The following is a 9,793-nucleotide window of genomic DNA, read 5'->3' on the forward strand; positions in this document are numbered from 1 at the left end:
CGCGTCATGCGCGTTGCACGCCGGGCGATCCGTCGCTAGCGTCCGCCGCAATGCAGCCGCAGGGCTGCCATGAAACGTGGGGGTATTCCTAATGTGGCGCGTTAAGTCGCTCGATGCGATTCTGGCCACGGCCGAGAAGAAATCGCTTCACCGGTCGCTCGGTCCTATCCAACTCACCCTGCTGGGCATCGGTGCCATCATCGGAACAGGCATCTTCGTCCTGACCGCCGCGGCCTCGCAGAAGGCCGGGCCTGGCATGATGGTCAGCTTCGTCATCGCCGGCGCGGTGTGCGCCGTCGCGGCGCTCTGCTACTCCGAACTGGCCTCGATGGCGCCGGTTTCTGGCTCGGCCTACACCTACACCTACGCCGTCATGGGCGAACTGCTGGCGTGGTGTGTCGGCTGGGCGCTCATTCTCGAATATGCGGTCGCGGCCTCGGCCGTGTCGGTGGGCTGGTCGGGCTATGTGCTGGGGCTGATAGAAAACGGGTTAGGGTTCGACTTCCCAGACCTCTTATCCGCCGGACCGGCCTGGACGATGAACGGCATCATGCCGACGCCGGACTTCTCGGTCGGCATCATCAACGTTCCGGCGATCATCGTCGCGCTGGCCGTCACGGGCCTGCTGATCCTGGGCACGACGGAATCGGCCCGCGTCAACGCCCTGCTGGTGGCCATCAAGGTCATCGCCCTGACGATCTTCATCGTGCTGACCCTGCCGGCCATCGACACGGCGAACCTGTCGCCCTTCGCGCCCAACGGACTGTTCGGCGCCTATTCGGGCATGGGCATCGTCGGCGCCGCCGCCTCCATCTTCTTCGCCTATGTCGGGTTCGACGCCGTTTCGACGGCCGCCGAAGAAACCAAGGATCCCCAGCGCAACGTGCCCATCGGTCTGATCGGTTCGCTGGCCTTCTGCACCGTCTTCTATCTGCTGGTCGCTTTGGGCGCGGCCGGTGCGATCGGCGCCCAGCCGGTGCTCGGCGCCGACGGCGCCGCCGTCCAGCCTGGTTCGGCCGCCTTCATCGCCGCCTGCGCCCTGCCCGCCAACGCCGAGGCCCTGGTCTGCTCCAACGAGGCGCTGGCCCACGTGCTGCGCGTCATCGGCCATCCGCAGGTCGGCAACGCCCTGGGCACCGCCGCCCTGCTGGCCCTGCCTTCGGTCATCCTGATGATGATCTTCGGCCAGACCCGCATCTTCTTCGTCATGGCGCGCGACGGCCTGCTGCCGGAAGGCCTGACCAAGATGCACCCCAAGTGGAAGACGCCCTACATCGTGACGCTGTTCACCGGCATCGCGGTGGCGGTCGCCGGCGCGCTGTTTCCGGTTGGTCAGCTGGCGGACATCTCGAACTCGGGAACGCTGTTCGCCTTCTTCATGGTGTCGATCGCGGTGCTGATGCTGCGGGTGAAGGATCCCAAGCGCCATCGTCCGTTCAAGACGCCGGCGGTGTGGATCATCGCGCCTCTGTCGGCCCTGGGCTGCCTGGCGCTGTTCTGGAACCTGCCGCACGACGCCAAGATGGTGTTGCCGATCTGGGGCGGCCTGGGCCTGGTGATCTATTTCATCTACGGCTTCCGCAAGAGCCACGTCGGACGAGGCGTCGTCGATGTGCCGGAACTGTCCCCGGACGCGCCTCCGGGACCGGTGCCGCCGATGCCGGGCGCGCCGGCACCGGGCTCGGACGAAGAGCGTCGATAACCACGGAAGGCGGCCTTCGGGCCGCCTTCTTTTTTGCCCGGCGCGCTTCTATGGATGAGACATGAGCCAGTCCTCGCCCATCGGCGTCTTCGTCACGCCCGTCACCCCGCTGCAGCAGAACTGCACGACCGTCTGGTGCACCGCCACGAACAAGGCCGCCGTGATCGATCCCGGCGGCTCGGTCGACGCGGTGCTGGCCGAGGTGTCCCGACGCGGCCTGACGCTCGACCAGATCTGGATCACCCATGCGCACCTGGACCATGCGGGCGGCGCGGCGGAGATGCAGGAGAAGGCCGGCGTCAAGATCATCGGCCCCCAGGCCGCCGATCAGTTCTGGATCGACCGCATCGTCGAGACCGGACGGATGTACGGTCTGCCCGAGGCGCGCGTCTTCACGCCCGACCGCTGGCTGGAGGACGGCGATACTGTCGAACTGGGCGAAACGTCGTGGGACGTTCGGCACTGTCCGGGTCATACGCCCGGCCATGTGATCTTTTTCAACCGCGCCGCACGCTTCGCACAGGTCGGCGACGTGCTGTTTCAGGGGTCGGTCGGGCGCACCGACTTTCCCATGAGCGACCCGCCGGCGCTGATCCGGTCCGTGGTGGAGAAGCTGTGGCCGCTCGGCGACGACGTCACCTTCGTTCCGGGGCACGGTCCGATCTCGACCTTCGGCCAGGAGCGCCGCACCAATCCGTTCGTTTCGGACGCCGCGCTGACGCGCGCGCCGCTGGCCCGTCCGGCGAGCGGGCCAGCCTAACGGCGCAGCAGCATGCCCACGATCACGCCGATGCCCAGGGCGTAGAGGGTCGCGCGTTCCGGGGACTGCCGGATGCGCTCGCGCGCCTGGACCAGGCCGTCTTCCAGTCCTTCGCGTACGCGGGAGGCGTCCGCCTTGACGGCGCCCCGCAGCGAGTCGACGCGGTCGAACGACCGACGCTCGCCCTCGGCCATCAGGGCGTCGGCCTCGACGTCCAGGCGGTGCGTCAGGCTGTCGTCTTCCAGCACGATGTCGTCGGGGCTCGGCGGGGCGATGGGGGTCTGGGTCATGGGGCTCTCCGAAACTGTCGAGCGATGAACCCGCCGTCCGCCCGCCGGTTCCGCCTCAGGTGACCTGGCGCTTCTCCAGCTTGCGGGCCAGGGTCCGGCGATGCATGCCCAGCCGCCGCGCGGTCTCGGAAATGTTGAAGTCCGTCTCCACAAGAACGGCGTGGATCCGCTCCCATTCCAGGGTCTTGATCGAGGTGGGCCGCGCGCCCAGCGGCGTCGCCGTGTCGCCCTCGGCCTTGCCGAAGGCGGCCTCGATGTCGTCCGTGCCTGCCGGCTTGGCCAGGTAGTGCCGGGCGCCCAGCTTGATCGCCTCCACCGCGGTGGCGATGCTGGCGAACCCCGTCAGCACGACGATGTTCATCTCGGGATCGAACGCGTGCAGGCGTTCGACGCAGGTCAGGCCCGACGAGGTTCCAAGCTTCAGGTCGACCACGGCGTAACCGGGCCGGTGGATCTTCAACACCTCCTCCATCTGTTCAGGGCCGGCGGCGCTGAGGACGGTGTAGCCGCGGCGCTCGAACGATCGTCGCAGGGTGGCGGAAAAGGACTCATCGTCTTCGACGATCAGCAGCAATCGCGTCTCATCGGCCATCGTGGGTCTCCTCCTTGGGCGCCAGCGACACCAGCGGCAGGCTGAGCCGGACCTCGCCGCCGCCGGCCGGCGGATTGCTGGCGTGGACGGTCCCGCCCAGCGATCGGATCACGTTCACCAGCAGGAACAGTCCCAGTCCAGCGCCCGCGCGGGGCTTTGTCGAGGTGTAGGGCTGGCCCAGGCGCTTCAGCACCTCCGGGGCGAAGCCGGGGCCGTCGTCCCGCACGTCGATGTTCAGTACGTCGTCCGCCAGCGCCGTGGAAACGATCACCTGGCCGGCCCCGGCCTCGGCGGCGTTGTCGAACAGCACGCCCAGCACCTGGCGCAGCGCCGGATCGGCGATGATGACCGGATCGAAGGCCAGGCCGTCCCGGACCTCCGCCCGCACCTCGCCGCCGTTCCAACCGCTGACCACTTCCGCCAGGAAGGCGCGCACGGTCGTACGCTCAGGGGCCTGCCCCCTCGCTTCGCCCGCCGACATCAGGATGCCGGTGACGATGGCCTTGCAGCGCTCCACCTCTGCCCGCATCACGGCCATGTCCTGCGCCAGGTCCGCGTCCTTCGCCAGCGCCGGCATCCGCTTCCAGTCGCTCAGGATCACCGACAGAGACGCCAGCGGCGTGCCCAGTTCGTGCGCCGCGCCCGAAGCCAACAGCCCCATGCGGACGATATGATCGTGCTCGGCCGCCTGCTGGCGCATCGCCGCCATGGCCGCGTCCCGCTCGCGCAGGTTGGCCCCGATGCGGGTGACGAACAGCACCAGAAGCACCGCCATCAGCACGAAGCTGATCAGGCTGCCCTGCAGGTAAAGGCTCAGCAGCGCGTCTTCCCGCGTCGGCGGCAAGGCCAGGGCCTGGTTGTGCAGGCCCAGTCCGGCAAAGCACAGGCTGGTCGCCGCGATCAGCGCCCAGGCGTAGGGCGGCGCCAGCATCACCGCGCCGAGGACGACCTGGAGCAGGTACAGCGAGACGAACGGGTTGGCGGGGCCGCCCGTCAGGTACAGCTGCCAGGTCAGGGCCGCCACGTCGAACAGCAGGGCCAGCATCAGCTCCTGGTCGGCCACGCCGCGCCTGCGGGCCACGATCGGCGCGCTGGCCAGGTTCAGCGCCGCAAGCGCCGCAGGCGCGACCAGCAGCCAGAACAGCGGCAGCGGGATCTTCATCGCGTAGTGGACGATCAGGATCGTCGCCACCTGCCCCGCAACGGCCAGCCAGCGCAACTGGATCAGCAACAGCAGATTGCGCCGGTTGGCGCCCTCATGCGAGGCCACGCCTTCGCGCCAGCCGCCCAAACCCAGCAGACGTTCCAGGTTGGAGGTCACGCGCGCCGCCTACGCCGATGCTCGCGCACGAACACCCCCAGGCCGACCAGTGTCAGCGCCGCCATGCCGAACCAGGTCAGGGCGTAGACCAGGTGGCTGTTCGCGAACCGGATCACGGTCAGTCCGCCGCGCGGCCAGTCGCCGGGCTGACCGGCCTCGGCGTCGATGAAATAGGGCGCGACGCCGCCCAGTCCCCGGGCTTGGGAGATCGCGGCCACATCGCGCGAGAACCAGCGGTCGGCCGCCGGATCATTGCGGCGCAGAAATCCGCCGTTCGGCTCGGTGATGCGCAGCAGGCCCGTGACCGCCTGACGCCCCTGGGGAGCGGCGCGCGTCGCCGGATCGCGCCGGTCCGGCGGGACGAAGCCCCGATTGACCAGAACGACGAAGCCGTCGTCCGTCCGAAGCGGCGTCATCACCCAGAATCCGCCGCCCAGATCGGTGACGGCCTGAACCAGGGTCTCGCGATCGTTCAGGAAGACGCCGCGGACCGCGACGCGTCGATACTGGTCCTCGGCGCGCGACACGGGCCCATCGGAAGGCCGTGGGGCGGCGACCGGGGCCGCATGGACCCGGGCGTCGACCTGGGCGATCAGATCGGTCTTCCACGCCAGCCGTTGAATCTGCCACACGCCCAGGCCGACGAAGACCACGAACAGCAACGCCGCGCCCGCCCCGGCCCAGCCAAGGGACGAAACGGCGCGCGGCGTCTGGGGCCGGTTCGGCGAAATAGCGGGCTCCTCGCGGCTCGGCCGGCCTCAGCCGCCCATCTGCGTCATGTCGTGTGTCGGCATCATATTGGTGTTCAGGTGGTACATGACCCACAGCGACCCCGACAGGGCGATCACCACCACGATGACGGTGAAGAGCAGCGCCAGCATGGTCCAGCCGCCCTCGGACTTCGAGTTCATGTGCAGGAAGTAGATCATGTGGACCACGATCTGCACCACGGCGAAGGCCATGACGATGAGCGCCGTCGTCTGGGTCGGCAGCACGCCCGTCATCACCAGGGCGAACGGGATCGCCGTCAGGATCACCGACAGGACGAAGCCGATCATGTAGCTCTTGAACGAGCCGTGATTGTGCCCCTCGTGACCCAGATGGTCGACCTCGTGGGATTCCGGCGAATGGTCGGACTTGGCGGTGCTCATCGCAGCATCCCCAGCAGATAGACGAAGGTGAAGACGCCGATCCAGATGACGTCCAGGAAGTGCCAGAACATCGACAGGCACATCAGTCGGCGCTTGTTGGCCGGGATCAGCCCCTTCATGCTCACCTGCACCATCAGCGTCACCAGCCAGATGATGCCGAACGTCACGTGCAGGCCGTGGGTGCCGACCAGCGTGAAGAAGGACGACAGGAAGGCGCTGCGCTGCGGCGTGGCGCCTTCATGGATCAGGTGGGCGAATTCGTAGAGCTCGATCCCCAGGAAGGCCAGGCCGAACAGGCCGGTGACCGCCAGCCAGACCAGCGTCTGGCGCTGGTTGTTTCGGTCCATCGCCAGCATGGCGAAGCCATAGGTGATCGACGAGAACAGCAGCATGGCCGTGTTCAGCGCGACCAGTTCAAGGTCGAACAGTTCCTTGGGCCCCGGCCCTGCGGCGTAGTTGCCGCCCAACACCCCGAACACCGCGAACAGCATCGCGAAGATCAGGCAGTCGCTCATCAGATAGAGCCAGAAGCCCAGCATGGTGCTGGCGCCTTCCTCGTGGTGCGGCTCCTCTTCCAGATAGAAGACGGTCTTGTCGTCGATCGGGTTCGACGCGGAATGGACGGCGGTCGCGCTCATCGATCAGGCCTCCGTCGCCTTGAGGGCGCGGGCGTAGGCGTCCTCGGTCTCGCGCACCTCATCGGCGGGGATGTGGTAGTCGCGGTTGTAGTTGAAGGTATGGCCGATGGAGACCGCCAGCACGGCGACGAAGCTCAGGGCGGCCAGCCACCAAATGTACCAGACCAGCGCCAGGCCCATCACCAGGCACAGGCCCGAGATGATCACGCCCGCCCCGGTGTTGCTGGGCATGTGGATGTCGCGATAGCCCTTCAGCGGACGCTTGTAGCCACGGTTCTTCATGTCCCACCAGGCGTCGCCGGCATGGATCACGGGCGTGAAGGCGAAGTTGTAGTCCGGCGGCGGAGAGGACGTCGCCCACTCCAGCGTGCGCCCGCCCCACGGGTCGCCGGTCACGTCGCGCAGCTTGTCGCGGTTCAGGACGCTGACGGCGATCTGGATCAGGAAGGCCAGGATGCCGACCGCGATCACGGCCGCGCCGATGGCGGCGATGACGAACCAGATCTGCAGCGACGGATCGTCGAACACCCGCATGCGGCGCGTCACGCCCATCAGGCCCAGCACGTACAGCGGCGCGAACGCCAGCCAGAAGCCGACCACCCAGCACCAGAAGCTGACCAGGCCCCAGGTCTTGTCCAGCTTGAACCCGAAGGCCTTGGGGAACCAGAAGTTCATGCCGGCGAACAGGCCGAACAGAACGCCGCCGATGATGACGTTGTGGAAGTGCGCCACCAGGAACAGGCTGTTGTGCAGCACGAAGTCGGCCGGCGGCACCGCCAGCAGCACGCCCGTCATGCCGCCGATCACGAAGGTCAGCATGAAGGCGATCAGCCACATCATCGGCAGCTCGAACCGGATACGCCCGCGGTACATGGTGAACAGCCAGTTGAAGATCTTCGCGCCCGTCGGGATCGAGATGATCATCGTCGTGATGCCGAAGAAGCTGTTCACCGAGGCGCCCGAGCCCATGGTGAAGAAGTGGTGCAGCCAGACCAGATAGGACAGGATGGTGATGACCACCGTCGCGTAGACCATCGAGGTGTAGCCGAACAGCTTCTTGCCCGAGAAGGTCGAGGCGATCTCCGAGAAGACGCCGAACAGCGGCAGGATCAGGATGTAGACCTCGGGGTGACCCCAGATCCAGATCAGGTTCACGTACATCATCGGATTGCCGCCGAAGTCGTTCGTGAAGAAGTTCGTGCCGACGTAGCGATCCAGCGTCAGCAGGGCCAGGACGGCCGTCAGCACAGGGAAGGACGCCACGATCAGCACGTTGGTGCACAGCGAAGTCCAGGTGAAGACGGGCATCTTCATCAGGCTCATGCCCGGCGCGCGCATCTTCACGATGGTCGCGATCAGGTTGATGCCGGACAGCGTCGTGCCCACCCCCGCGATCTGCAGCGCCCATATGTAGTAGTCGACCCCGACGCCGGGGCTGTAGCCGATGCCCGACAGCGGCGGATAGGCCAGCCAGCCCGTGCGGGCGAACTCGCCGACGAACAGCGAGGCCATGATGATGATCGCCCCGGCCGTGGTCATCCAGAAGCTGAAGTTGTTCAGGAACGGGAAGGACACGTCGCGCGCGCCGATCTGCAGCGGCACGACATAGTTCATCAGGCCGGTGACCAGCGGCATGGCCACGAAGAAGATCATGATCACGCCGTGGGCGGTGAAGATCTGGTCGTAGTGGTGAGCGTTCAGATAGCCTTCGGACCCGCCGAAGGCGATGGCCTGCTGCAGGCGCATCATGATCGCGTCGGCGAAGCCCCGCAGCAGCATGATGATGCCCAGGATCATGTACATGATCCCGATCTTCTTGTGGTCCACGGTCGTGAACCACTCCTTCCAGAGGTAGCCCCAGAGCTTGAAATAGGTCAGCGCACCCACAAGGGCGACGCCGCCCAGGGCGACGACGATCATGGTCACGACCAGGATCGGCTCGTGCAGCGGCAGGGCCTCCCAGGTCAGGCGGCCGAAGATCAGCGGGATCAGTTGGTCAGCGGACATCGGGGGGGTCGCTCAGGCGTTGGGGGCGGAACGGACGCCGGCCTCGGCCGGTCCCGTCGCAAAGGGTGAAAGCGAGGCCATCGGCACGCCCTGCGGGGTCAGGCCCTGGCCCGACAGCGGCGACCGATCAATCGGTCCGCGCGAGGCGTTCAGCAGTTCGGAGCGACGGGCGCGCTCGGCGGCGGCGGCCTCGGCCTGCAACGGGGTGCAGATGGTCATGACATAGCTGTCGTCCGACCCGAAGAAGGCGGCGTTCGACCCGCGACCGGCGTATTTGTCATAGACCAGCGGCATGGTGTTGCGCACCGACGCCATGGTCAGGCCGCCCCGGCGGTCGATCTCCATCATCTCGCCCATGCACATCTTCCCGGGCTCGACACACATGTTCAGGATCGCGTCCCAGAGACCGCCCTCGACGTTCGAGAACCGTATCGCCGGGACCTTCTCGCTGGGCTTTTCCAGCTCCAGATAGCGTTCGCGGTCCAGCGGCTGACCGCCCTGGCGCACCCCCGCGATCCAGCGGTCAAAACCGGCCCGGTCCAGTCCGTGGAAGGCGAAACGCATGTGCGAGAAGCCGTCGCCGGAGTAGTTGGCCGAAAAGCCTTCGTATTCGCCCGGATGATTGATGACCGCGTGAAGCTTCGTCTCCATGCCGGGCATGGCGTAGATCTGGCCGGCCAGGGCGGGGATGTAGAAGCTGTTCATCACCGACGACGACGTGATGTGGAAACGGATCGGACGGTCCACCGGGGCCGCCAGTTCATTGACCGTGGCGACGCCGTACTCCGGGTAGATGAACAGCCATTTCCAGTCGAGCGCGACCACGTTCACCTGCAGCGGCGCGACATCCTCCGCCACCGCCTGTCCGGGCTTGATCCGGTCCAGCGGCCGATAGGGATCAAGCAGGTGGGTGCCGGCCCACGTCAGGGCGCCCAGGCAGATGATGATCAGCAGCGGCGCGGACCAGATCACCAGCTCCAGCGAAGTGGAGTGATCCCAGTCGGGTTCGTACTGCGCCTCCTTGTTCGACGCCCGGTACTTCCAGGCGAAGAAGACGATCAGCCCCATCACCGGAACGATGATCAGCAGCATCAACAGGGTGGAGACCACCAGCAGGTCGCGCTGCTGGGCGGCGACGTCGCCGGCCGGCGCCATCACGACCATGTCGCAGGCCGACAGCAGGGCCACGACGGGCAAAATCATAAGCAGGCGCAAACGGCGCACGGCGGCTCCAATCTGTCGGCGTCGGACCACGGGCAGGATCAGCGACGGTTCAGGGGCGTTGTGGCGCGGCTGGTAGTCCCGCTTCGCATGGAACGACAGTGGACAATC

General features: G+C 66.8%; 10 protein-coding genes. 2 read left to right on the forward strand and 8 right to left on the reverse strand.

The genetic code is table 11. From position 1 onward, the window contains the following. Window positions 1-91 precede the first annotated feature (91 nt). Window positions 92-1,702, forward strand: a complete 1,611-nt coding sequence (locus ACE3PU_RS05775; protein WP_374387589.1) for an amino acid permease — start codon at window positions 92-94, stop codon at window positions 1,700-1,702. 61 nt (window positions 1,703-1,763) lie between these two features. Next, window positions 1,764-2,462: an MBL fold metallo-hydrolase gene (locus ACE3PU_RS05780; RefSeq protein WP_374387591.1), complete on the forward strand. Its 699-nt coding sequence runs from the start codon at window positions 1,764-1,766 to the stop codon at window positions 2,460-2,462. Here ACE3PU_RS05780 and ACE3PU_RS05785 read toward each other — a convergent pair. The 8 genes from ACE3PU_RS05785 to cyoA all read right to left on the reverse strand — a co-directional run bounded on the left by ACE3PU_RS05785 (window position 2,459) and on the right by cyoA (window position 9,664). Further along, window positions 2,459-2,752: a hypothetical protein gene (locus tag ACE3PU_RS05785; protein ID WP_374387593.1), complete on the reverse strand. Its 294-nt coding sequence runs from the start codon at window positions 2,750-2,752 to the stop codon at window positions 2,459-2,461. The genes ACE3PU_RS05780 and ACE3PU_RS05785 overlap by 4 nt on opposite strands. A 55-nt stretch (window positions 2,753-2,807) precedes the next feature. Then, window positions 2,808-3,344, reverse strand: coding sequence for a response regulator transcription factor (locus ACE3PU_RS05790; protein ID WP_374387595.1), 537 nt, complete (start codon window positions 3,342-3,344; stop codon window positions 2,808-2,810). After that, window positions 3,334-4,665 (reverse strand): ATP-binding protein, encoded by a 1,332-nt coding sequence (locus tag ACE3PU_RS05795; protein ID WP_374387597.1) that lies wholly within the window; start codon window positions 4,663-4,665, stop codon window positions 3,334-3,336. Before ACE3PU_RS05795 ends, ACE3PU_RS05790 begins: the two co-directional genes overlap by 11 nt. Then, window positions 4,662-5,318: an SURF1 family protein gene (locus tag ACE3PU_RS05800; RefSeq protein WP_374387882.1), complete on the reverse strand. Its 657-nt coding sequence runs from the start codon at window positions 5,316-5,318 to the stop codon at window positions 4,662-4,664. The genes ACE3PU_RS05795 and ACE3PU_RS05800 overlap by 4 nt, the downstream gene beginning before the upstream one ends. 105 nt (window positions 5,319-5,423) lie before the next feature. After that, window positions 5,424-5,816 (reverse strand): cytochrome o ubiquinol oxidase subunit IV, encoded by a 393-nt coding sequence (cyoD, locus tag ACE3PU_RS05805; RefSeq protein WP_374387599.1) that lies wholly within the window; start codon window positions 5,814-5,816, stop codon window positions 5,424-5,426. Continuing rightward, complete coding sequence (gene cyoC / locus ACE3PU_RS05810) at window positions 5,813-6,454, reverse strand: cytochrome o ubiquinol oxidase subunit III (RefSeq protein ID WP_374387601.1); 642 nt, start codon at window positions 6,452-6,454, stop codon at window positions 5,813-5,815. The genes cyoD and cyoC overlap by 4 nt, the downstream gene beginning before the upstream one ends. 3 nt (window positions 6,455-6,457) lie before the next feature. Further along, window positions 6,458-8,461 carry a cytochrome o ubiquinol oxidase subunit I gene (cyoB, locus tag ACE3PU_RS05815; RefSeq protein ID WP_374387603.1) on the reverse strand — a complete coding sequence of 668 codons (2,004 nt, stop codon included), beginning with the start codon at window positions 8,459-8,461 and terminating at the stop codon, window positions 6,458-6,460. Window positions 8,462-8,473: 12 nt separating this feature from the next. Continuing rightward, a complete protein-coding gene (cyoA, locus tag ACE3PU_RS05820; RefSeq protein WP_374387605.1) occupies window positions 8,474-9,664 on the reverse strand; it encodes a ubiquinol oxidase subunit II in 1,191 nt (396 codons plus the stop codon). Window positions 9,665-9,793 lie beyond the last annotated feature (129 nt).

Origin of the sequence: Brevundimonas sp., from assembly GCF_041911375.1 — a bacterium.
Classification (GTDB): Bacteria; Pseudomonadota; Alphaproteobacteria; order Caulobacterales; family Caulobacteraceae; genus Brevundimonas.